The organism is Rhizobium sp. BK212 (genome assembly GCF_014197475.1).
Taxonomy (GTDB): Bacteria; Pseudomonadota; Alphaproteobacteria; order Rhizobiales; family Rhizobiaceae; genus Rhizobium; species Rhizobium anhuiense.
Genome location: NZ_JACIFS010000002.1, coordinates 100343 through 123165, shown reverse-complemented (window position 1 = coordinate 123165; position 22823 = coordinate 100343). Strand labels below are relative to the sequence as shown.

Here is a 22823-nt window from a genome sequence, read left to right as displayed (position 1 = left end):
TCGGGATTCTGTGCCGAAACGGGATGAGCGGCGGATTCGATAGCCGGGCATGGATTTTGTCAGCAAATCGTTCTGGGCGGCTAGGCATGGCGGCGAACAGGATCTGGCGGATGCGAAGGTGATATGGTGGGCTGATGCTGGTGGCGGTGGAGCCGAATTTGGTGGAGCCGGCGGTCCCAACTCACCTTCACCATGAGGGCTCTCTTTGGCGCCTGCCGCCTTCCACTGCCGTTGGTGCCGTCGACCTCCCTCGTCTCCTTCATTCCTGTGCTCGTCACATGAATCCAGTGCGCCCACGTCCTTGGGCGCGGGCGAACGACTTCATCGCATGAGAGTCATTCACGGCGCCGACGCGCCGTGGCTGGATTCCTGTGACGAGCACAGGAATGAAGGAGAGGGTGGGATTGCCGGCGTGCGCCTCGTTGGCTTTGTCCTGCCCGCCTACTGCGCCTCACCCAGCAACGCACCGAGACTCCACGGATTATCCCCCTTCTGGTTGGCGATGTCGTCGACCTTCCAGCCGCCGTGTTCGCGTACCAGGGTGTAGAAAAGCGTCACCTCTTCGCCGTTTTCGAATTGCACCTCCACCTCGGCCTTATCATCCAGCAGGATCGGTTGGCCGATCCTGACGTCGCTGGCTGCGCCATCCTGACCTGATATGACGGGATCGAAGTCGACCGCGCCGACATCGCCTTCCGGCGTATTGTCGAGATCAGCCTGGAGGAGCTCGTTCAGATGGTCGGAGAAGAAGGCGGAATAGGGCGAGGGCGCTTCGGCGTCGCTCTTGTCGGTGTCATAGCTGTAAAGCGCCTTGAGCAGTGCCTTCGGCGTCTTGTAGGTCTGCGCTAACGCCGGCAAAGCTGCGACCGCCGAGAAGGTGAGGGCGAGGATCAATGTGGACAGGCGCATACGGGCTCTCCTCGGATCGGCAGGAATTATAGCCGAATCGGGCGCGAAGGGGAGCGGCAATTTGGACCGGGCGGCCAGCCCGAACTCGCCCTTCTTCCGAGCGGGGAGAAGAGATTGGGCGGGGCGCCCTGTTCCGCCTGATCGACACTGCGGGGCTTGCTGGCCGCAAGCCCCTCCGTTTTGAAAACCATCGGCGACGCATCGCTGCGTCGCCTGCAATCCAGTCGCAACTAAATCAACGCCTCATGCGACAAGCTTGAAAACGACGACTCGAAGACGTCCTTCACGGCCACGGTGAAATCGTGGCTGGTGACGTTTCCAGCCGCGTCATAGGCTTCGGCGGTGAAGGTCAGGCTGTGGGTGCTTTCGTAGTCGATTCCAGCTTTGGTCTGGATCTTGTTGCCGACGAGCTTCAAGACGCCGTCGGCATCATCCGTCAGCCGCCACTTCACCGTGCCGCCCTCCGGATCGACCGCCGAGAGAAGGCCGACCGAAGTGCCAATCGCGACGTTCTCGGAGATCGAGCTGCGCGAGAAGGCGAGGTTGATCGGCGCCTGGTTGACCGGGGCTTCGTTGACGTCGAGGACGTTGATGGTGATGTCCTTTTCGACGGTGACCTTGCCGTCGGAAACGGCCACCTTGATCGTGTGCGACTTGTCCGTCTCGTAGTCCAGCGCCTTCGAGGTGACGATGCGATTGCCCTTGATCCGGAAATGGTCGTTCGCCCCGTCGAGCAGCTTGTAGGTGAGGACGTCACCATCGGCGTCCTTGGCGCTGAGCAGGCCGACCGTGGTCCAGATCGGGGTGTCCTCGGAGAGGGCGGTCTTGGAGAGCTGGATATTGGTCGGAGCGCTATTGCTGCCGTCAAGCGTGAATTTTTCCCTGGCAAAATCGTAGACACCATCGGCAAAGCGCGCGAATTCGACGTCATGCAGCGTATCCGTCCCCTCCGCGGCGCTCGTCAGGATGTGATCACTGTTGTTCAATGCGAAGGAATAATTGGCGAAATTACCTGAGAAGATCGCTGTATCGATGCCGGCGCCGCCATTGATGGCGTCGTTGCCGGCGCCGCCGGTCAATTTGTCATTGCCGGCCTCGCCATTGAGGATGTCATTGCCGCCGCTGCCGTCGAAAATGTCGTTGCCGCCGGTGCCCGTAAACTCGTCGTTGCCACCGCCGGTCTTGACGTCAATACCGGAGACATTGCCGGCAATATAAGCCCCGCGATCGCCGAGCTCGTCGGAAAGATCGAGGTGGGCGCTGTCCGTCAATGCCAATGAGGGATTATAATCGTCGAATGGATCGGTCGACCAAACGATCTTATCAAAACTTTCGAACTGCGCGCTCGAACCGGCAACCGACCATCCCACCGTTTCAAGGACTTCGATGTTCTTCAGCGTCAGGCCCAGCAGCGAGGTGGCTTGTAGGGCATCAATCCCGGCACCGCCATCGATTGTTCCGGAAAGCGGCGGAGTGAATTGTATGGTGATGACATCGTCGCCGGTGCCAGCGTCGATGTCGACAACTTCCGGGGTGGAGCCGAAGTGCTCAGCATCTGAGATCGTATCGTTACCCGCGCCGCCTCTGATGACGTCATTTCCGGCGTCTCCCCAGAGCAGGTCGTTACCGTCACCGCCATTGAGCGTGTCATTGCCATTTCCGCCATGGATCTCATCGTTTCCGATGTCGCCATTCAGCGTGTCATTGCCAGTTTCGCCATAAATCTCATCGTTTCCGGCGCCGCCGTTCAGCGTGTCTGCACCGTCGCCGCCGTTGATGTTATCGTGGCCTGCGCCTGTCGTGATCGCGTTGTCGCCGCTTGAGCCCGTCACATTCGCGGAGCCAGAGCCCAGTTCATCGGCAAGGTTTACCGTCCCTGAATCCGAGATGACCAGGTTCACTGGGACGAGAGGATTGATTGCTGAGTTGCGGATCACGTCGTAAGCTTCGAACTCAGCGCCGGTCTTGGTAATCGTGGCGCCGTTCGTGTCCAGGATATTCAGCGGAGTACCCGGCCCGGGGCTGTTGACGGCGAAAGTCTGTGTGCCGAAATCGTAGGTACCATCGGCAAATCGCGCGAATTCGACGTCTGTGAGCTTGTCCGTACCCTCAAGCGTGCTCGTCACGACACGGGTGCCATTGTCGATCGCGAAGGAATAATTGGCAAAGTTGCCGGAGAAGACCGCCGTGTCGGTGCCGTCGCCGCCATTGATGATGTCGTTGCCGGTGCCGCCAGTCAATTTGTCATTGCCGGCATTGCCATCGATGGTGTCGTTGCCGCCGCTGCCGTCGAAAATGTCGTTGACGTCGGTGCCCCAAAACTCGTCGTCGCCGCTGCCGGTCTTGGCGTCAACGCCCTCATAGCCGGTAATGAAAGCCCCGCGGGCTCCCAGTTCGTCGGAAAGGTCGAGATGGGCGCTGTCCGTCACCGTCAATGAGGGGCGAGAGTCGAATGGAAAGGTCGATCCCAGAATCTTATCAAAGCTTTCGAACTGGGCGCTCGATCCGCTAACCTGTGAGAACCCCGTTTCAAGGATTTCGACATTCTTGATCGTCAGGCCCTGTAGTGACGAGGCTTGCAGCGTGTCGATCCCGGTACCGCCATCGATTGTTCCTGAAATCTGTGACGCGAGTCTGTCTATGGTTATGGAATCGTCGCCAGCGCCGGCGTCAATGTCGATGAGTTCCGGCTGCGGGCCGCCAGGTCCCGGCAGAAAGACGGGAAAGCCACCGTCGGTGATCCTATCGTTGCCGTCGCCGCCGATCAATTTGTCATTGCCGGCATTACCAATGATCGTGTCGTTTCCCGCGCCGCCGTTCAGCGTGTCCGCGCCGTCACCACCCAATAGCGTGTCGTTGCCTGCGCCCGTCGTGATCGTGCTGCCGTTGCTCGAGCCAGTCACCTGCGCGGAGACCGAACCCAACTCGTCGGCCAGATCGGCCACGCCGGAATCAGAGACAACCAGAGTGACAGGCGAGGAAGGATTTGCGGCGGAGTCCCGGATAACGTCGTAAGCTTCGAATGCGGCGCCTGTCTTGGTAATCGTTGCGCCGTTCGTGTCCAGAATGTTCAAGGCCATATTAAACTTTCCAAAAAGATGCGTTGCATTCTATGAAAATGAGACATCCTCAGTAGAACTGTTCTTGCAGCTTCAACGGACGACAACCCCCTGGGGATCTATGCCAATCCCAGAATAAGTTTTCAATGCATAATTGTGCCTTTTCATCGCTTTTTTAATGAAAAACTAAGGATGAAATACTGGAGAAACGAGTTTTAATTTGAGAACTCAAAGGCATACTTTGGTCTCCTAAATGGTATTATCTTTCCTTTTCGGGCGGGATACTCTCGCCAGAATTGTGTTTTCAGCGGATTCTTCGGCGCCGCCGCGCCGCACGGCCGTCCGTGTCACTATCGCAGGTTGGTGCTGGCTTCGACATGTTTCGGCCTCTCTCGCGGGACGCCTCACGCGAGCTTGATGAGTCCTGCCTTCGTCAGCCTGAAACCGCAGGAGCGGTAGAAGCCGGTCAGGTGCGGTTCGAAATCGACATGCAGCCATTCGGCGCCGCGCTCACGAGCGAGGCTCGTTGCTTGCCGAACCATGCGCGTCGCGATCCCTTGCCTGCGCATGTCGGGGTGGACCGATGTATCGAGGATGAAGGCGTGGATGCCGCCGTCCCAGGCGACATTGACGAAACCGACGAACCTGTCGTCGTGGTAGGCGCCGATATGGGCGAGGCTGCGGGACAGGATGGGAGTGAAATCGCGGGTTTCAGAGGTGCCCCAGACGGCTGACCAGAGGGCGTTCAGTTCGGCGGCGGAGGGGAAAGGGTCGATGCGCAGTTCTGGCATTGGCGGTTCCCTTCATTCAGCGGGCATGGAGGGTCTTCCCGATCAAAGGCAGGGGCGGGCCTGACTCATTTTGTGACGGCGAAGAGCACCTGTGGTGGCCACGTACCTAATTTCGCTTTCAAGACACGTAGAATTCGTTGATCACCGTCCCGGTCGCCCAGTCTTCCCCTTTGTCCGCCCCTTGCGCTTCTGCTCACCCGGGTCCTCATAGCTCCCAACGCCGGTCTTCCCACGCACGACCGGCCGCACATCGTCGCGCTCCGGCTGGCCTTCCAGCAACGGCGAAAACCGCTTGGTGCCCTTGGCGGCTTCCGGCTTTTCCGGAACCTGGCCGATGACCGGCTTTTCCGTTCGGCCGACGGTCATTTCGTCGAGGTCGTTCTTGCGGAACAGGCTCTTCTTTGCGGGTTCGGCGATGTCCCGGCCCATCTCATCCAGATCCGGTTTCCGGAAGAGCGGGGTGGTCATGTCGGTGCCCGGGCCCATGTCGTCGAGGCTGGGCCTGGTGAAGTAGGAGGGGGTGGCTCCCTCATCCGCCCTGCCGGGCACCGACCCGGGTCGAGCCGCTTGTCTCGACCCGTCCTCCGGACCCCCCGCGGGGAGAAGGGATTCGCGGGTCGCTTTGGCGTTCCGTCTGACGCCTTCCATTGCCTTTGACTCTTCGCGGGCCATCGGATCGTCCATGACGGCCAGCTCGGCAGCCTTGAGGCGTTTGATTTCGTCGCGGAGGCGGGCGGCTTTTTCGAAGTCGAGGTCGGCGGCGGCGTCGCGCATGCTCTTTTCGAGCGCGTTGAGATGGGTCTGCAGGTTGTTGCCGACGAGGTTGCCGCCATCGGCGAAGCCTTTGCCCGAGACGCCGGAGATATCGGCGCGGACGTGGTCGCGTTCGTAGACGCTGTCGAGGATGTCGGAGATCCTGGCCTTGACCGATTCCGGCGTGATGCCGTGTTCTGCGTTATACGCCATCTGCTTTTCGCGGCGGCGGCCGGTTTCTTCCATCGCCCGCTTCATCGAACCGGTGACCTGGTCGGCATAGAGGATGACCTTTCCGTCGACGTTACGCGCCGCACGGCCAATGGTCTGGATCAGCGATGTCTCCGAGCGCAGGAAGCCTTCCTTGTCGGCGTCGAGAATGGCGACGAAGCCGCATTCGGGAATGTCGAGGCCTTCGCGCAACAGGTTGATGCCGACGAGCACGTCGAAGGCGCCGAGGCGGAGATCGCGGAGAATCTCGATACGCTCCAGTGTGTCGATGTCTGAGTGCATGTAGCGCACGCGCACGCCCTGCTCATGCAGATATTCGGTCAGGTCCTCGGCCATGCGCTTGGTCAGCACGGTGCAGAGCGTGCGGTAACCCTTGGCTGATGTTTCGCGAATCTCGCCGAGCACGTCGTCGACCTGGCTGCGGGCCGAGCGGACCTCGACCGGCGGGTCGATCAGGCCGGTCGGGCGGATCACCTGTTCGGCGAAGACGCCTCCCGACTGCTCCATCTCCCAACTGCCCGGCGTGGCAGAGACGGCGATGGTGTCGGGGCGCATGGCGTCCCATTCCTCGAAGCGCAGCGGCCGGTTGTCCATGCAGGAGGGCAGGCGGAAGCCGTATTCGGCCAGCGTCGCCTTGCGGCGGAAGTCGCCCCGGTACATGCCGCCGATCTGCGGCACGGTAACATGGCTTTCGTCGATGAAGACGAGGGCGTTGTCGGGGATGTATTCGAACAGCGTCGGCGGCGGATCGCCGGGGTCGCGGCCGGTGAGATAACGTGAATAGTTCTCGATGCCCTGGCAGGAGCCGGTGGCTTCGAGCATTTCGATATCGTAGCGCGTGCGCTGCTCCAGGCGCTGGGCTTCCAGCAGGCGGCCGGCCTTTTCCAGTTCGGCCAGGCGAAGCCTGAGCTCTTCCTTGATCGACTTGATGGCGCCGTTCAGCGTCGGGCGCGGGGTGACATAGTGCGAATTGGCGTAGATCTTCACCGATTTCAGGTCGCCGACCTTCTGGCCGGTGAGCGGGTCGAACTCGGTGATGGCGTCGATCTCGTCGCCGAACATCGAGATGCGCCAGGCGGCATCTTCCAAGTGGGCAGGGAAGAGCTCGATCGTATCGCCGCGCACCCGGAAGGAGCCGCGGGTGAAATCCATGTCGCGGCGCTTATATTGCTGGGCGACGAGGTCGGCCAATAGCTGACGCTGGTCGAGCCGGTCGCCGACCGACATCTGGAAGGTCATCGCCGTATAGGTCTCGACCGAGCCGATACCGTAGATGCAGGAGACCGAGGCGACGATGATGCAGTCGTCGCGTTCGAGCAGCGAGCGCGTCGCCGAGTGGCGCATGCGGTCGATCTGCTCGTTGATCGAGGATTCCTTCTCGATATAGGTGTCGGAGCGCGGCACATAGGCTTCCGGCTGGTAATAATCATAGTAGGAAACGAAATATTCCACCGCATTGTCGGGAAAGAAGTTCTTGAATTCGGAATAGAGCTGGGCGGCCAGCGTCTTGTTCGGCGCAAGGATGACGGCCGGGCGCTGCGTCGCCTCGATCACCTTGGCCATGGTGAAGGTCTTGCCGGAGCCGGTGACGCCGAGCAGCACCTGGCTGCGGTCGCCATTCTCCAGGCCTTCGACGAGATCGCGGATGGCCGTGGGCTGGTCGCCGGCCGGCTCGTAATCCGACTGCATGCGAATAGCGATGCCGCCTTCGGATTTGTCGGGCCGGGCAGGGCGGTGCGGCGTCCAGATCTTGCCGTTCTTGTGCAGCGGATTGCCGCTCTCGATCAGCGCCGACAGCGCTTCGACCGTGGCGGTGACGCCACCCGGCGAGATGTTGCCGGCATCCTCCAGCGAAATGTCGAGACCCGCCACAGGGTTCAGGCCGGCGGCGGCGCGCGTCTTCGGGTCGGTCGAACCGCCGATCGAGACGCCACGGGCAGTCTTGCTCGCCGTCGCCTTCTTGTTGACGCTGACGGTCTCTGAATGCTTGCGCGCCGCGTTTTCCACCGTCTTGCGATGCTTGCCCGCCTTGGAGGCAATCTCGCGCTGGCTTTCGACGCCCGCCGCCTCGGCGTCCGCCTCCAGTTGCTTCACCCAATCGGCGACGGAGCCCGAGAGCGGCGCTCCCTCGAAGGACGATTGCGGGGCTTCCTCGAAGCCATTCGGGGCGGGGGATTTCTTCGGAGATTTGGCCATGGCCGGAATATGGAGAGAGTCAGCGCGAAAGGGAAGAGGGAAAGAGTACAAAAGGGAAACGAACTGTGTGTTCGAAAGTGTGAATAGTTTGCAACGCAGGACCGCAACAGTGCTCCTTGCATTCGGTCTGCCGCCGGAGCACCCGCCTCGCCCTTCGAGGTGAGGCTCTCTGCGTGTCGGCACTCCGGCGCGCGGCACGACGGGTGCAATAGGTTCGGGCTAACAGCAGTTCACCATCGTTGTGCGGTAACCATTTGCTAACGTTAAGCATGTCCTAAAATCGTGTATTGCAAATAATATTCTCGCAATGTTTGTAGGAAATATATCGCGACTGCGCGTCGGCTTATTTGGAGATGAATTGAGTGAGAATTAAAGTCCTTGTTTGTGCCGCCCTGCTGGCGCTGGCCGGCTGCAATGCCCCGGTGTCGCAATCCGTTGCAGATTCCCAGCGTCCTCCCTCGACTGACGTCCGGCAGAACTTCGTCAACATCGTGTTCAAGAGAACCTACAGGCACGAAGCGGGAGAAGTCGTATGGGCTCGCATTTCCAGCGTGGTTCTGCTCGATCCTGAAAAGAAGATCTATGCTTACTGTGTGCGGGTGGTGCCCAAGCGCAGTTGGGGAGACTGGGCCTATCTCGGCGTCTCCTACACGGACGGCAAAATATTAGGCGCGACGGTGAATGACGATCGCTGCCGCGACAAGCGGCTGCGCTACTACCCGTTTCCTGAGATGAACGGCATGAAAACCTGACGAAGGAGCGAGGGGCGCGCGCCACCGTTCGAGGCTTTGATGAGCGGCAGCGCGGCATGCCCGTCATGGGCGCGCGGCATCCTCCAACCTTCCTCATGCTGAGGTGCGTAGCCCGCAGGCGGAGCCTCGAAGCACAGGGTGCGGCGCTGCTGCTTGTAGCCTCGGGAAACCCGATCCAACAATTTTGATTGAGAGAGATTCAACGGAATGAAAATCAAGTTCCTTGCTTACGCTGCCCTGCTGGTATTGGCCGGCTGCCAAACCGCGGTGCCGCAATCCGTTACAGACTCCCAACGGCCGCCTTCCAGCGCAGTGCGACACGAGTACGTCGACGCTCTGCGGGGAACCATTAAACCGGGGAACTTCGTAAAGGCGGAGATTTCCAGCGTGGTTCTGCTTAATCCGGAAAAGCAGATATATGCTTATTGCACGCGCACGACGGAGCGCGGCAACCCAAACTGGTCCTATATCGGCCTGGGCTTGCAACACAACATGATATTGTACCTGAAAAGGAACGACTATCGCTGCCACGACGAACGGCTGCGTTACTATGATTTTCCGGAACTGCGGAACATGAAGTACTGAGCCAGAGGCGGGGTCTTTGCCAGCCTCGCCGGCACCCTTTCGGACGCCATCAAAACCAGAGATCTCGTCACTCAGCGCTTGACCAGCACGCTTGCCTGCACCGGCTGCTCGATACCCTTCAGGGCAAGCATGCGCGTTTCGGCGTCTGCGGTGAGAGCGGGCGCCTTCGCAGTCGTTTCGGCAGAGATCAGGATCTCGCCGGCGGCGGCCTGGGATTCGAGCCTTGCGGCCTGATTGACGACTCCGCCGATCGCGGTGAAATCGCTGCGGAAGCTTGAGAATTCGCCGATCTGGACCTCGCCGGAGTGGATTCCGACGCCGACGCCGAGGGTGCGGCCGGGTAATGCCTCGAGCGTCAGGCCGTTCAGCGCTGTGGCGCAATTTCGCTGTATTTCTAGGGCGGCCAGGATCGCAGCGCCGGCGTGATCATTCCGGACGATTGGGAAATTGAAGATCGCCATCAGTCCGTCGCCCATCTGCTTGTTGACGATGCCGTCATGCGCCCAGATCGCTTGCGCGCAGCGATCCTGGAACAGGCTGACGATCTCGCTCAGTTGCACCGCCTCGATGCGCTCCGACAGATCCGTGAAACCCCTGATATCGGCAAACAGGATGGTGGCGTCGACGGTGATCTGGCGCTGCTTCTTGACGTATTGGAAGGAGCGCTCGCAGATCGTGCAGATATCGGGGTTCATCTTGCTGCGAGTGATGCCGAAGGCGCGGAAGGGCAAAGCCAGCGGACCGCCGATCGGGATCGGCATATGCATCTGGTCCCAGCAGCCGCGGCAGATCCTGGCGCTGCCGTGCCTGGCCGGCTCCATGGAAGAGGCTGTCGTCATATTTCCAAATCCATCGCCTGATAGCCAAAAAAACAAGCTTCCAATACTTGGTTGCTTTTGACAACTCTCTCAATCATCGAAGACAATGATGGCTTGAAGTATTTCGTCCGGCGCCATCCTGATCAGACACATCGCCGCCAAGTCGAATATCGTGTGGTCCGGCGATAGCATCGCGATAGGACATCCTGTAGGATATTGTTAACAATACATTCGCTCTCCAGGAAAGACCGGGGATGGAGCGCCGTCTTGCAGCAATCCTGATCGCTGATGTCGTCGGTTACAGTCGATTGAGCCAGATCGACGAAGAGGGCACGCGTGCGCGTTTCCAGGCGGATCAGGACAATGTCTTCGAGCCGGCGATCGAGCGTCATCACGGCCGGCTGGTCAAAACCATGGGCGATGGTCTGCTGGTCGAATTCCAGAGTGTCGTCGATGCCTTGCGCTGCGCGGTGGAGGTTCAACAGCTGAAAGCCACGCATAATGCCGCTGTTGTCCCGGAGCATCGGCTCGAGTTCCGGATCGGCATCAATCTCGGCGATATCATCGTCGAGGGCGAGGACATCCAGGGCGACGGCGTCAATATCGCCGATCGAATGCAGGCGCTGGCGGAGCCGGGCGGCATCGCCATATCGGGCACGACATACGACCAGGTGAAATCGAAAGTCCCGGTCGGTTTCGCGTCGCTCGGCGAGCAGCGGCTGAAGAGCATCACCGAACCGGTCCGGGTCTATCGCGTCCTGCTCGACCCGACTGCTGCCGGCAAAACCGTCAAGACCCGCAGGCGCCCGCCGATGCGCCGCCTCATTGCGGGCATCGCAGCCGCCGTCATCCTCGCTCTTGCCGGTGCGGCGCTCTGGTGGTGGCAGCCGTGGATGCCGGCTAAACCCCCGGGGCTCGGCGAACGTTTTGCCTATCCGCTGCCGGACAGGCCCTCGGTTGCGGTTCTGCCCTTCATCAACGTCAGCGGCGATACCGAGCACGACCACCTCGCGGAAGGGTTGACGGACGACCTGATCACCGAACTATCGAAAGTATCGGGTCTCTTCGTCATCGCACGCCATTCGGTCTTCGCCATCCAGGACTCCGCCGGCAAGATCCAGGACGTGGCTGCCGAACTCGGTGTTCACTATGTGCTCGAAGGCACCTTGCAGCGCGCCGGGCCGCGGCTGCGGATCAATGTCAAACTGATCGACGCGGTCACCGGCCTGTCGCTCTGGGCCGAGCGCTACGACCGCCAGTATACCGATCTCTTCGCGGTTCAGGACGATGTGATCGGCAAGATCATCGCGGCCCTGTCGGTCAAGCTCAGCGCGCGCGAGCGCGACCAACTGGCCCGAATCCCGACCGAAAATCTCGAAGCCTATGATTATTACATGAGGGCCGAGCAGGAGGGCTTCATCTTCAGGGATGTCGATACCTACCGCCGGACGCTCTCCTTCTACCAGAAAGCGATCGATCTCGATCCGGGCTTTGCCAATGCCCATGCGGGCATTGCGCGCGTCGCCGTCGATGTCTGGCGCAACGACTACAATTATCTCTGGTCGGCTGCCGTTGCCCGCAAGATCGCCTATGACGCCGCCGGGCAGGCGCTCAAGCTCGATCCCAACAATGCCAGGGCGCACACCGTCCTTGCCCTGCTGCAATGGGTGGACGGGCGCGAGACGGAGGCCAGGAACTCCGCCAATATGGCCGTCGCGATGCAGCCGAACGATGCGGAGGCCGCCGCCAATCTCGCGCTCATCCTCGTTCACACCGGAAGCGCGGGCCAGGCCGTCGCCGAGATGGAGAAGGCCTTGCGGCTCGACCCATCGCCGGCGCCGAGCTTTCAACTGCTGGCGGGGATCGTCTTTTATACCGCCGGCGACGACCAGCGGGCGATCTCGCTGATAGAGCCGACGCTCGACAGCCTGCCGAAGGTCGAGCCGGCGCGCGAATATCTGGCGGCTGCCTATGCGGATCAGGGCAATCAAACCAGGGCCGCAGCGGAGACGGCAAAGCTGCTGGAGCTCTTCCCGGAGAGCAATCTGACCTATTACGGCTATCTCTATGATTATTGGCAGGACGGTGATCTGCAGCGCCATCTGGCCGGATTACGAAAGGCCGGCATTCCCGAATGGCCCTTCGGTTTTGCAGGTAATCAAGCCGACAGGCTCGGCGAGGCAGAGCTGCGCCATCTCGTCGACGGCAAGAGCTGGAGCGGCAAGCACAAGAACGGCACGGATTTCATGCAGTATTTCGACAGAGCGGGAAATACGGCCTATCGCAGCGCCAATACCAACATCACCGGCACGATCGAGGTGCGAGGCGACAGAATCTGCGAAAAATTCGACGGCTATTTCCTCGACCGGATGGTGTGCGGATATGTTTACCGCAACACCTCCGATGAGCAGCGTGACAGCTCATACATACACGTTACGCCACGCGCCTTGACGTTCTTTTCACTTACGCCCTGACGCGCCGGGCGATGGGCTTCATTTCGTCGCCGGTTGCTGCCAGACGGTGTGCATCTTCTCCGAAATCAGTGTCTGCTGAACTTCGGACCAATGCTTCTTGGAGTCGGTCACCTTGGTCGGATTCTTCTCCATGCCTTCCGCCGCCCCGGGATCATAGCTGAGATAGAGTTTGCCATCGATGATCCGCCAGGCTTTCGGATCGATATTGGTGGTCACCGTCCCGAAGGACACGCCATCGGCGCAATAGCCGCCATATTGCGGCGCATATCTGGACGGATCGCCCTTAAAGAGGTCGCGATTTTTAGCGCTGGAAAAATACCAGGTCGCGCCAAGCCAGTGATAGGAATATGTCTCGGATCCTTCGACGGCCTGATTTTCCGTGAAATAGGCGACCGGGTCGTAACCCTTGATCGCAACATTTCCGAAATAGCCGGTATTGACGAGTTCCTCGGCCCCCGCAGGCTGAAGGAAGGAGAGCAGCATGACCGTAGCGCCAACGGTTACGCCCACCCGCTTTCCGCATTTTTGCACATGATAAGACATAACAAGCTCCGTTCCCGGACGCGGTCTGTTACCTCAAGCGAAATGCTATTGCCGTTTGGTGCATTCCTTGTAGAGCGGTTCGCCTACAAGCTCGGCTTTCTGGCAAACAGCACCGGCTTCTATGAGTAATTTGGCCGTATCCCAATGCGCCCGCCACCCGGCTTGAGTGAGAGGCGTGTACCCATTTCTTTCCGTCGCTTCGACATCCGCATTCTTCGTCAACAGAAAAGCGACCACCTCAGTGCGGCCCTCTTCGGCGGCGCCGTGCAGCGGCGACATCTGATAGAAATTCTTCCTGTCGTTGACGACAGCTCCCTCTGCGACAAGCAGTTTCACCACCTCCAGATTTCCTCCATAGGCTGCCGCATGCAGTGCCGTCAGCCCACCCTTGTTGCGAATTTCGATGTCGGCGCCGCGATCCAGCAAAAGAACGACGACATCGGCATGGCCCGCCAATGACGCGATAATCAGCGCCGGCTCGCCCGCCTCGTCGACCTCCGACAGATCGGAGCCCTGATCCAGCAACTGTTTGACGCGTGCGACATCGCCATCCCTAGCCGCCTGGTGCAAAGGACCGGCCCATGATGGCAGCACGCCCATTAGAAGCGCAGCAACAGTCGCGATAAAAACATTCACGGGCACGATCTCGGCTTGATTGGGGTTCGCATGCGCCGTTTTGTCGCGTTTTAGCACGCGTCCCGACCGTAAACAAGATTACGCTAATGGACGCGCTCGTGGTCAACACCACGCATGCGCTGCGGCTGCGACCAACGGTTCCGGGGAATACGGTCACACTTGTTACTCCCCCTGTCCGATTTCCGATGCGAAACTATCTCAGACCAATGCGCGATGAACCGGGCTTCCAAACCCGGGAATTTGCCCTGATGAGGAGATTGAACCATGACTGCTTCAGCCGAGAATGGAAAAAGCGGACAAGCCATGCACAAGCCGCCAGTCGTGTCGCCGCAGGCCTGGGAGGCGGCCCGCGAACAGCTGCTGGTCAAGGAAAAGGCCGAGACCCGGGCTCGCGATGCGCTCGCCGCCGAGCGCCGGCGCATGCCGTGGATGGCAGTCGAAAAGGCCTATGCGTTCGAAGGTCCCGGGGGAAAGGTCAGCTTGCTCGATCTGTTCGAAGGCAGACACCAACTCATCCTCTATCGCGCCTTTTACGAACCCGGCGTGTTCGGCTGGCCCGAGCATGCCTGCCGCGGCTGCTCGATGGTGGCCGATCAGGTCGCCCATGTCGCCCATCTCAACGCCCGCGACACGACGCTGGTCTTTGCCTCGCGGGCGCCGCAGGCCGACATCACGCGGCTGAAGGCGCGCATGGGCTGGACGATGCCGTGGGTTACCATCACCGACAGCTTCGACAAGGATTTCGGCGTCGACGAGTGGCACGGCACCAACGTGTTCTACCGCGACGGCGAGCGCATCTTCCGCACCTATTTCATCAACAACCGTGGCGACGAGCAGATGGGCGGCACCTGGAACTACCTCGACATCACCCCGCTCGGCCGCCAGGAAGTCTGGGAAGACTCGCCCAAGGGCTACCCCCAGACCCCGACCTACAAGTGGTGGAACTGGCACGACAGTTATGTGCCGGACGCCGAGCCCGACAAGAAGTGGGTCGAGGTGTCTGATGCAGGGGAGGCGGCGTTTCGGGCCGAGAGCGCAAACGAGAAACCGTGAGGGAGGCAGGCGGCTGCGGATCAGCGGCCTGCAGGCGCCGGTCCGTCGGGCCGCGCCGGCGAATCTTGGCCGCCTGCCATAGAGCCGTTGCCTTGCCGGCCGCGGCCCATGCTTTCCCGATGCCGGAGCGACCGCGCCATCGGCCGGTTTCCCCACAGGACCAGTGGCGGGCCGGTAACGCGACGCTGCCCGCTGATCGCCAACTTATTCTTCTCAAAGTGGAAACTTTTCGGGGACGGTTGCGTTGTAGTCGCTACCGGCAGTGCGCCTGACAGGCCGTCTATGGGGAGGCTTATGCATGAAGGTCATGATCGTTGAAGACGAGAATTTTATCGCTCTGGAACTCGAGCGCATCGCGCAAGAGGCCGGACACCAGACCATTGGGCCGGTCTCGACGGTGGAGCAGGCTCTCGCCCACGCTCAAAGAAGCGATGTCGCGCTCGTCGATCTCAGTCTCTCCGACGGGCTGAGCGGCGCCCAGCTCGCGCGCCGGCTGATCGATCGCCATAGAGTTGACGTCATCTTCGTGACCGGCAGTCCCGAGAGCGTCGGTCACGGTATCGACGGTGCACTTGATGTGATCGCCAAGCCCTTTACCGACGAGAGGGTCGCCAGCGCGCTCTCGCGGGCGGCGGCGCGACGCAAAGACTTCGACAGCAGCAAGGCTGCGTTCTGAACAGCAAGGCTATGTTGTGATAAGAAGAAGATCGGCGTCATTCAGACCGTTGGCGCCTTCCTGAGGAGATAGTCCGGATGAAGCACGCGCTCATTGCCGTTCTCTTCATTCTCAGCGCTTGCGCCAGCGCAGGGGATCCGCAGCCTCTTCCGGGCAGCCTCACCTATGGCGGAAAGGTCCTCCATTCGCCCTATCGTCCGGGAACGGTGGTCAAGAATACCTTTCTCGGCGATTTCGGTTACCGCGTCTTCGAAACCTATGTCGTTCAACCGGATGGGACGCTCAAGCTGACGTCCCAAAGCACAGGGCCGGACTTCCTCTGGCAGTGAAGGCTCCTCAATCCAGAGGGCGCAAGGTGCGCGCACCTCGAGCATTTGAGGCTGCTCGTTGACTTTTACATTTTTCATTTCAGTTCAGTTGAATGTTGCGCTGCGGTAAAAATTTCGTCTATACCGCAGGCATTCACAACGGACCCGGTGAGACCCCGGGTGGCTCTTCTGGCCGCCGATCCGCCAGACAACGCAAAACCTGCATGCCGTCACGCGAACGCTCGCCAGAGCGGGTCTGGCCATGCTTTGCGAGAATCTATCCCATGCTGCTTTCCTCCATCCGTCGTGATTGGTCCGCCAATCCTATGCGCGAAATGCTCGCCGGAGCGGTGGCGACCTTCGCCCTGATCCCCGAGGTGATCGCCTTTTCCTTCGTGGCGGGAGTCGATCCCGAAGTCGGTCTGTTTGCCTCTTTCGTGATCAGCATCGTCATTGCCTTTACCGGTGGACGCCCGGCGATGATTTCGGCCGCCGCCGGGTCGGTGGCGCTGGTCGCAGCGCCGCTGGTGCATGCCCATGGCTTGCCCTATCTCTTCGCGGCCGGGCTGCTGGCGGGGTTAATCCAGATCGGCTTCGGCCTGCTGCGCCTTGGCGTGTTGATGCGCTTCGTGTCGAAATCCGTCCGCACCGGCTTCGTCAATGCGCTAGCTATTCTGATCTTTGCCGCGCAAATGCCGCATATTGTCGGTGCCGGCTGGATGGAATATGCCGTGCTGATCGCCGGGCTTGTTATCATTTACCTGACGCCGCGGATCACCACCGCGATCCCGTCGCCGCTGATCTGCATCCTGATCCTGACCGTCGCGTCGATGGTGCTCGGGCTTCCCGTGCTGACCGTCGCTGACCTTGGCAAGCTGCCGGAATCGCTTCCGGTGTTCGGCTGGCCGGCTGTGCCGCTGACGCTGGAAACGCTTAGGATCATCGCCGGACCAGCACTTGCCATCGCCATGGTCGGGCTGTTGGAATCGATGATGACGGCGAGTGTCGTCGACGATCTCACGGATACGCCGAGTTCGAAGAACCGCGAATGTACCGGTCTCGGTCTCGCCAATGCGGCCGCGAGCCTGTTCGGCGGGATTGCCGGCTGCGGCATGATCGGCCAGACAGTCAGCAACGTGAAATATGGCGGGCGCGGCCGGCTTTCCACGCTGTTTGCCGGCGCGTTCCTGCTGATCCTGATGGTGCTCCTGAAGCCGTGGGTGTCCGAGGTTCCCGTCGCCGCACTGGTGGCGATCATGGTCATGGTATCGATCGACACGTTCGATTGGTCGTCGCTCCGAGCCGTGGTGGTCCATCCCAGGATGTCGAGCGCCGTGATGGTGGCGACCGTCATCGTCACCGTCTTCACCGCGAACCTGGCGCTCGGGGTGACGGTCGGGGTGCTGCTCAGCGGCGTGTTCTTCACCTTCAAGGTTGCTAGCCTGCTGCAGGTGGACGTCGCGCCCGACGCAACGACCGGGCGGCTGACCTACCGCGTGTCCGGCCAGGTGTTTTTTGCCTCCGCCGATGTCTTCGTCGAGGCTTTCGACGTTCAGGACGCGATCGGCAAGACCGTGCTGATCGACGTGTCCGAAGCGCATTTCTGGGACATCACGGCCGTTGCTGCGCTCGACAAGGTCGTCCATCGTTTTAGGGCGCACGACATAGCCGTGGAGGTCGCGGGCCTTAACCAAGCCAGCGCGACTTTGATCGGAAGTCTCGACGGCAAGGTGGTGTTGAAGGAGGTCTAACGGCGAAGGTCGGATTTCATCCTACGGCGATATGATGGCGAATTCCTCGCTCCCGCCAGTTCCTGTGGCGTTCAGCCGTGTGACGGCCAGTTCAATGAATGCTTTGACCAAAGGCGGCAGGTGTCGGCTGCTGGGATAGACGACATGGAAGCCGCCGGCCGGGGTCGTATAGCCGTCGAGAACGCGGCGAAGCCGCCCGTCCTTGATGCAGGCTTCGGCAAATCGGTGTGGCAATTGGGCGATTCCGTGGCCGGCGATCGCGGCGGCCATCACCGCCTGCATCTCGTTGGCGGCGAAGCGGGCCGAAACCGCGATCGTTTCCTGACCGCGCGGACCTTCCAGCAACCATTGCGCATGGACGGACTGGCCGGCGATGACGCAGTCGTGGCGGACGAGATCTTCAGGCGCAGCGGGCGGGCCGCAGCGGGCGAGATAATCCGGGCTTGCGCAGAGAAGGCGGTGCATCGAGCCGAGTTTGCGGGCGACCAAGGTAGAATCCTCGAGGACACCGGTGCGGAAGGCCAAGTCTATGCCGTTTTCGACGAGGTTCAGCCTGTCGTCGGTCAGGCGCAGTTCGACCCTCGTCTTCGGGTAGGTCGAAAGAAATCCAAAGATCGCATCCTGGAGGAAATGGCCACCGAAGCCGACCGGCGCCGATATGCGGATCGTGCCGGCAGGCTCCGCACGCGCTTCCGCAAGCCGCAGGTTGGCGCCTTCGATGGTGCGTAGCGCCTGGCTGCTTTCTTCGTAGTAGAGACGCCCTGAAGCCGTCAGGTTGAGGCTGCGGGTCGTGCGCTGCAGCAGCCGCACGCCGAGTTCGCGTTCCAGCTCGGCGATGCGGCGGCTGACCGTCGTCTTCGGCATGCCGAGCAAGCGCGCGGCGGCGGTGAAGCTGCCCGCTTCGACGACGTGGGCGAAGATCATGATATCGTTGAGATCGAGCATTGTAGCTCCACATGGTACGATGTTTCTCAATTATAGGCCATTATGGTTCAATGCGACAGACCCTAACTTTGCTGTATCCGTCACAACAAGGAGTAGACAGATGAGTAACACACGAAGCGTTCTGGTCACAGGCGCCACCGGCCAGCAGGGCGGCGCGGTCGTGCGCGCCCTGATCGCGCGGGGACATCGCGTCAAGGCGATTAGCCGCCGGCCGGACAGCGAAGGCGCAAAACGGCTGACCGCGGCGGGAGTCGAGGTCGTCGCCGGCGATCTTGACGACGCGGCATCCGTGGCGACGGCGGCAAAGGGCGTCGACACGATGTTTCTGATGGGCAACAGCTACGAGGCCGGAACGGACGCGGAAACCCGTCAGGGCATTGCCGTCGCCAATGCGGCAAAGGCCGCCGGCGTCGGCCACCTGATCTATTCCTCCGTCGCCGATGCCGACAAGAAGACCGGCATTCCGCATTTCGACAGTAAGTATCTGGTCGAGAAGCATATCGCCGGTCTCTGCATACCCTATACGATCAGCGCGCCCGTCGCCTTCATGGAAAACACCGTGGCACCCTGGGCGATCGACGGCCTGCGCCAGGGCGTCTACGCCGCCGCGCTGCCGCCGACGCGCGTGCTGCAACAGATCACCATTGATGACATTGGTGCTTTTGTCTCGGCATTGGCCGAGCGGCGCGAACAGGTGTTCGGCAAGCGTTTCGATATTGCCGGCGACGAGTTGTCGGGCGAGCAGCAGGTGAAGATCTTGTCCGAGGTGCTCGGCCGCCCGATTCGCTTCCAGGAATTGCCGATCGCGGCGATACGGCAGCAGAGCGAGGATACGGCGCTGATGTTCGAATGGTTCGACCGCACCGGCTACGACGCCGGTATCGCCGCCCTGCGCCGCGATTTTCCTGAGGTCGGCTGGCACAGCTACGCCGACTGGGCGCGGGGCTTCGATTGGAGTGTGCTCGGTAGGGCGGGCGGCTGAGTTGATGCGGTATCGCCGGCCGGTGATATCGCCGGCTGATGACATCTGACGGAGGTGGATCGGCCGGCAATCGCCTTACGGCCACGTCGAAAGAGGGGCAACGATAGCCCAACTTCTCGGCATCCTCGGCCTCGAGCCGAGGATGCAGGCGATCGTGCCCGCTTGCACAGTCGCCGGTGAATCCTAGTATTCAATCGAAGACTTGTGTCCTTGAGAAGGAGGCTTCGATGCCGTCGAGTTTCAACGTCGAAAGTGCCGATGGTTATGAACGGCTGATGGGGCGCTGGAGCAGAAGGCTGGCGCCGATGCTGATCGATTTCACCGGTCTCGCGAATGGTAATCGCGTGCTCGATGTCGGTTGCGGGACCGGCAGCCTGGCGTTCACTTTGGCGGAAACGCCAGGCCTGCGGGAGATCGTCGCCGTCGACTATTCGCCGGTCTTCGTCGAGGCCGCAACCCGGCGGAACACCGATCCGCGAATAACGATCCAGCAGGCCGATGCCTGCGCTCTTCCTTTCGAGGACAACCGCTTCGACCGGGCGATGTCGCTGCTCGTCCTGCATTTCGTGCCGGAGGCGGGAAAGGCGGTGTCCGAGATGGTTCGCGTTGTGCGCCCGGGCGGCGTGGTCGCGGCGGCCGTCTGGGACCATTATGGCGGCATGTCCTGCATGCGAATGATGTGGGATACCGTGGTGATGCTCGACGAGAATGCGCTGCCCTTGCGCCGCAAATATTGTTTTCAGCCGATGATGCGGCCGGGAGAAATGAAGGAGAGCTTCATCGCGCAGGGCCTTGTCGATGTCGAGGAGACGTCGCTGCTGATCCGGATGGAGTATTCTTCCTTCGAGGACTACTGGGATCCAATCGCTGCCGGTGAGGGGCCGCTCGGTAAATATGTCGCAGGGCTGGATCCGGCGAAGCGAAGGGCCGTCGATGCCGCCGTCAGGGCGGCATACGAGGCGGGTGAGCCCGATGGGCCGCGGTCTTTCGCGTCGGTGGCGTGGGCGTGCCGGGGGCAGGTGCCAGCGGAAGGCTAGGCACAGCTTGCTGCGTATGGCGCAAGTCCAAGAGAGCCTCCTCCTGAGGCACCGCGCAGAGACCCCCAAGGATGGGGCGGATGCGGGGCGGCATCAAATGGACGCAGGGAGCGGCGTTGCGGCGTGTTCTTCGAGGCTTCGCCCTTCGGGCTCGGCGCATCAGGATGAGGGACGTTGGAGAATGTCGCGCCCAAAGGGCAGGGCGCTGGCCAGTCGCATGCCTGCGACAAGGAGCCGCGTGTGACCCGATCACGCCAATCGTGATGGAACAGCGGCAGGATTGATGACGTTATTGCCCGCTGTCGCCCACAGCGAACGCAATTGTCGACAGCATCACCCGCCCGTTTCGGGCACCCCTTCCGACGGCATCCGGAATTGCCCGCCTCGCCGCCGCTTTCGGACGGAGGAATTCATATGTCCGCTTTGGAAAGCCTGCGCCGGCTGACGCCGCAGCAGCGCAACACCGTCATCGCCAGTTATCTCGGCTGGACGCTCGACGCCTTCGATTTCTTCATTCTCGTCTTCGTTCTCAAATATATCGCCGAGGAATTCCACACAGACGTCCCCGCCGTCTCGGTGGCGATCTTCCTGACACTTGCCATGCGGGCGCTCGGCGCGCTGATCTTCGGGCTTGCGGCCGACCGCTACGGTCGGCGCATCACACTGATGGCCGACGTGCTGCTTTATTCGCTGTTTGAATTCCTGACAGGCTTCTCCACGGGGCTCACCATGTTTCTGGTCCTCAGGGCGCTCTATGGGATCGCCATGGGCGGCGAATGGGGCGTCGGCGCTTCGCTTGTCATGGAGACGGTGCCGGAGGAGAGCCGCGGCATCGTCTCGGGCATTCTGCAGGCGGGTTATCCCTCGGGCTATCTGATCGCCTCGATCGTATTCTTCCTGCTCTTTCCGGTCATCGGCTGGCGCGGCATGTTCTTCGTCGGCGCGGTGCCGGCGCTGCTGGTGCTCTACATCAGGCGCAATGTCGAAGAGAGCCCGGCCTTCCTGAAGCGGCAGGCCGAGGGGCGGCGGCCATTCCTGACGGTCTTGCGCGAAAACATTCCGCTGTTCATCTGGGCGGTGTTTTTGATGACGGCGTTCAACTTCTTCAGCCATGGCACGCAGGACATCTATCCGACCTTCCTTGAGACCCAACGCAACTATTCGAGCTACACTGTCGGCGCCATCGCCATCGTCTACAATATCGGGGCGATCTGCGGCGGGTTATTCTTTGGCGCGCTGTCGCAGCGGATCGGCCGCAGACGCGCAATCGTCATCGCCGCGCTGATCGCCGTGCCCGTGGCACCGCTCTGGGCCTATGCGCCGGGGCCGGTGCTGCTCGCCATCGGCGCCTTCCTGATGCAGTTCTTCGTCCAGGGCGCCTGGGGCATCGTGCCGGTGCATCTGAACGAGCTGTCGCCGGATGAGGTGCGCGGCACCTTTCCGGGCTTTGCCTACCAGCTCGGCAACCTGCTCGCCTCAGGCAATGCCACGCTGCAGGCGGGGTTGGCTGCCCGCTGGGACGGCGACTATGCCTACGCGCTATTAATCGTTGCGGCGGTAGTGGCGCTGTTCGTCGCGGCTCTCGCCGGCTTCGGCTACGAGAAGAAGGATGTCCGCTTCGGCACGGAGGAGGCCGAGGAGCCGCATGGCGCGATGCGAATCTAGCGCTGCCTGCGGTACGAGGGCCGGCGGCTGATGTCGCCGGCCTTTAACTCGGCGATCCGCATCGCCTCGATGGCGTGAGACGATCGGTCCATGCCCGGGGACTTGCGGCGGAACGCCAGCATGCTAGGTAAGGCCCGCCGGTATCTCGCCGGTCAACTTTCCCTTAACAGCCCTCCGAGTTTCTTCATGTCTTTTTCTCCCGCCGCCATCTGGCCCGTCGTCATGCTGTTTGCCTCGAATATCTTCATGACCTTTGCCTGGTACGGGCATCTCAAGCACAAGAGCAGCGCGATCTTCCTCGCCATCATCGTCAGCTGGGGGATCGCCTTCTTCGAATATTGCCTGGCGGTGCCGGCGAACCGTATCGGCTCGGCGGTCTATACGACGGCGCAGTTGAAGACGATGCAGGAGGTGATCACGCTGATCGTCTTTTCCGGCTTCTCGATCTTCTGGCTCGGCGAGAACCTGACCTGGAACCATGCGATCGGCTTCGCCCTGATCGCAATTGGTGCATCCTTCATCTTCCGTGCATAAACTTTAGCCTTTTCAACAGATTACAAATCGTCCATGTCTCGATATCGCCGCATTTCCTACAGATTGCGGTCGCATTCGGCTGGCAGCCTGTCACCTCAAGCTTTTTGTTTTGCGCAATTCCGGGC

At 61.1% G+C, this 22823-nt stretch carries 19 protein-coding genes and 1 other annotated feature; of the genes, 11 read left to right on the top strand and 8 right to left on the bottom strand.

The annotated features are described in order from the left end of the window. Nucleotides 1-441: 441 nt before the first annotated feature. The 4 genes from FHT79_RS05590 to uvrB form a co-directional block, all read right to left on the bottom strand. A complete protein-coding gene (locus FHT79_RS05590) occupies nucleotides 442-909 on the bottom strand; it encodes a DUF3828 domain-containing protein (RefSeq protein WP_028756073.1) in 468 nt (155 codons plus the stop codon). 230 nt (nucleotides 910-1139) lie between these two features. Then, nucleotides 1140-3989: a cadherin domain-containing protein gene (locus FHT79_RS05585; protein ID WP_028827923.1), complete on the bottom strand. Its 2850-nt coding sequence runs from the start codon at nucleotides 3987-3989 to the stop codon at nucleotides 1140-1142. 383 nt (nucleotides 3990-4372) lie between these two features. Next, nucleotides 4373-4759 (bottom strand): GNAT family N-acetyltransferase, encoded by a 387-nt coding sequence (locus FHT79_RS05580; RefSeq protein ID WP_028756377.1) that lies wholly within the window; start codon nucleotides 4757-4759, stop codon nucleotides 4373-4375. A gap of 141 nt (nucleotides 4760-4900) precedes the next feature. After that, the gene (uvrB, locus tag FHT79_RS05575; RefSeq protein WP_127430316.1) at nucleotides 4901-7939 is read right to left on the bottom strand and encodes an excinuclease ABC subunit UvrB; all 3039 of its coding nucleotides are present in this window, start codon (nucleotides 7937-7939) and stop codon (nucleotides 4901-4903) included. Between the two features lie 362 nt (nucleotides 7940-8301). Between uvrB and FHT79_RS05570 the strand changes: the two genes are divergently transcribed. Together FHT79_RS05570 and FHT79_RS05565 are read left to right on the top strand one after the other, a co-directional pair. Then, nucleotides 8302-8691 (top strand): hypothetical protein, encoded by a 390-nt coding sequence (locus tag FHT79_RS05570; protein ID WP_183903040.1) that lies wholly within the window; start codon nucleotides 8302-8304, stop codon nucleotides 8689-8691. Nucleotides 8692-8898: 207 nt separating this feature from the next. Next, entirely contained in the window at nucleotides 8899-9276 is a 378-nt protein-coding gene (locus FHT79_RS05565; protein WP_028759162.1) for a hypothetical protein, read from the top strand. Between the two features lie 71 nt (nucleotides 9277-9347). On the opposite strand, the gene FHT79_RS05560 is transcribed toward FHT79_RS05565, so the two are convergent. Further along, nucleotides 9348-10115, bottom strand: coding sequence for an adenylate/guanylate cyclase domain-containing protein (locus FHT79_RS05560; RefSeq protein ID WP_028759161.1), 768 nt, complete (start codon nucleotides 10113-10115; stop codon nucleotides 9348-9350). Nucleotides 10116-10348: 233 nt separating this feature from the next. On the opposite strand from FHT79_RS05560, the gene FHT79_RS05555 reads away from it, so the two are divergent. Further along, on the top strand, nucleotides 10349-12568 hold the full coding sequence (locus FHT79_RS05555) for an adenylate/guanylate cyclase domain-containing protein (protein ID WP_168333130.1): 2220 nt from the start codon (nucleotides 10349-10351) through the stop codon (nucleotides 12566-12568). Nucleotides 12569-12586: 18 nt separating this feature from the next. Here the strand turns inward: FHT79_RS05555 and FHT79_RS05550 are convergent, their stop codons facing one another. Together FHT79_RS05550 and FHT79_RS05545 are read right to left on the bottom strand one after the other, a co-directional pair. Continuing rightward, the gene (locus tag FHT79_RS05550) at nucleotides 12587-13111 is read right to left on the bottom strand and encodes a YHS domain-containing (seleno)protein (RefSeq protein WP_049812608.1); all 525 of its coding nucleotides are present in this window, start codon (nucleotides 13109-13111) and stop codon (nucleotides 12587-12589) included. 45 nt (nucleotides 13112-13156) lie between these two features. Further along, nucleotides 13157-13804, bottom strand: a complete 648-nt coding sequence (locus FHT79_RS05545; RefSeq protein ID WP_168333129.1) for an ankyrin repeat domain-containing protein — start codon at nucleotides 13802-13804, stop codon at nucleotides 13157-13159. A 207-nt stretch (nucleotides 13805-14011) separates the two neighbouring features. Here FHT79_RS05545 and FHT79_RS05540 point away from each other — a divergent pair, with 207 nt between their 5' ends. From FHT79_RS05540 to FHT79_RS05525, 4 genes are all read left to right on the top strand, one after another. After that, complete coding sequence (locus FHT79_RS05540; RefSeq protein WP_168333128.1) at nucleotides 14012-14800, top strand: thioredoxin family protein; 789 nt, start codon at nucleotides 14012-14014, stop codon at nucleotides 14798-14800. Between the two features lie 298 nt (nucleotides 14801-15098). Next, the gene (locus FHT79_RS05535) at nucleotides 15099-15476 is read left to right on the top strand and encodes a response regulator (protein WP_025554521.1); all 378 of its coding nucleotides are present in this window, start codon (nucleotides 15099-15101) and stop codon (nucleotides 15474-15476) included. 77 nt (nucleotides 15477-15553) lie between these two features. Beyond that, the gene (locus FHT79_RS05530) at nucleotides 15554-15805 is read left to right on the top strand and encodes a hypothetical protein (RefSeq protein WP_025554522.1); all 252 of its coding nucleotides are present in this window, start codon (nucleotides 15554-15556) and stop codon (nucleotides 15803-15805) included. 137 nt (nucleotides 15806-15942) lie between these two features. Beyond that, nucleotides 15943-15998 (top strand) — a sequence feature (sul1 is cis-regulatory element that is thought to sense ions involved in sulfur or methionine metabolism; They are found in Alphaproteobacteria). A gap of 70 nt (nucleotides 15999-16068) precedes the next feature. Further along, the gene (locus tag FHT79_RS05525; protein WP_183903039.1) at nucleotides 16069-17535 is read left to right on the top strand and encodes a SulP family inorganic anion transporter; all 1467 of its coding nucleotides are present in this window, start codon (nucleotides 16069-16071) and stop codon (nucleotides 17533-17535) included. Between the two features lie 21 nt (nucleotides 17536-17556). Here the strand turns inward: FHT79_RS05525 and FHT79_RS05520 are convergent, their stop codons facing one another. Beyond that, nucleotides 17557-18480: a LysR family transcriptional regulator gene (locus FHT79_RS05520; protein ID WP_183903038.1), complete on the bottom strand. Its 924-nt coding sequence runs from the start codon at nucleotides 18478-18480 to the stop codon at nucleotides 17557-17559. Nucleotides 18481-18580: 100 nt separating this feature from the next. Here FHT79_RS05520 and FHT79_RS05515 point away from each other — a divergent pair, with 100 nt between their 5' ends. From FHT79_RS05515 to FHT79_RS05500, 4 genes are all read left to right on the top strand, one after another. Next, nucleotides 18581-19462 (top strand): NmrA/HSCARG family protein, encoded by an 882-nt coding sequence (locus tag FHT79_RS05515; protein WP_168333125.1) that lies wholly within the window; start codon nucleotides 18581-18583, stop codon nucleotides 19460-19462. 227 nt (nucleotides 19463-19689) lie between these two features. Beyond that, entirely contained in the window at nucleotides 19690-20499 is an 810-nt protein-coding gene (locus FHT79_RS05510) for a class I SAM-dependent methyltransferase (RefSeq protein ID WP_028757582.1), read from the top strand. Between the two features lie 414 nt (nucleotides 20500-20913). Beyond that, entirely contained in the window at nucleotides 20914-22164 is a 1251-nt protein-coding gene (locus tag FHT79_RS05505; RefSeq protein ID WP_168333124.1) for an MFS transporter, read from the top strand. A 186-nt stretch (nucleotides 22165-22350) separates the two neighbouring features. Continuing rightward, on the top strand, nucleotides 22351-22698 hold the full coding sequence (locus tag FHT79_RS05500; protein ID WP_029868240.1) for a DMT family protein: 348 nt from the start codon (nucleotides 22351-22353) through the stop codon (nucleotides 22696-22698). Nucleotides 22699-22823: the final 125 nt, after the last annotated feature.